Source organism: Roseateles sp. P5_B10 (assembly GCF_056400485.1).
Genome location: NZ_JBFULE010001624.1, coordinates 1 through 590, shown reverse-complemented (window position 1 = coordinate 590; position 590 = coordinate 1). Strand labels below are relative to the sequence as shown.

Sequence of the window (590 nt, the reverse complement as noted above, 5' to 3'; positions counted from 1 at the left end):
GCCCCGAGCCATTGCGGCTCGCGGTCGAGGAGACCGCAGTCATCGTCGTCGACATGCAGAACGCCTACGCGTCGCCGAACGGCTATCTGGATCTCGCAGGCTTCGACGTGACCGGCGCCAAGGCAGCGATCGTGGCCGTCAAGGAGACGCTGGAGGTCGCGCGCGAGGCAGGCGTCACCGTGATCTACTTCCAGAACGGCTGGGACGCCGACTATGTCGAGGCCGGCGGTCCGGGATCCCCGAACTGGCACAAATCGAACTCACTCAAGACCATGCGCGCACGCACGGAATTACAAGGCAGCCTGCTCGCCAAGGGTGGTTGGGACTATGCACTCGTTGATGAACTCCAGCCACAGCCGGGCGATATCGTGGTGCCGAAACCGCGCTACAGCGGTTTCTTCAATAGCCAGTTCGACAGCATCCTGCGCGCGCGCGGCATCCGCAACCTGGTGTTCTGCGGCGTTGCCACCAATGTCTGCGTGGAATCGACCCTGCGCGACGGCTTCCATCTCGAATATTTCGGCGTGATGCTCGAAGACGCCACGCATCAGGCCGGTCCCGACTACGTCCAGAAGGCAGCCGTCTTCAAC

The 590-nt window shown here is 62.9% G+C and carries 1 protein-coding gene; it reads left to right on the top strand.

Annotated features, from left to right (window positions below):
• A partial coding sequence (locus tag AC1DU6_RS34960; RefSeq protein WP_477863132.1) for an isochorismatase family protein occupies positions 1-590 on the top strand: 590 nt, incomplete at both ends.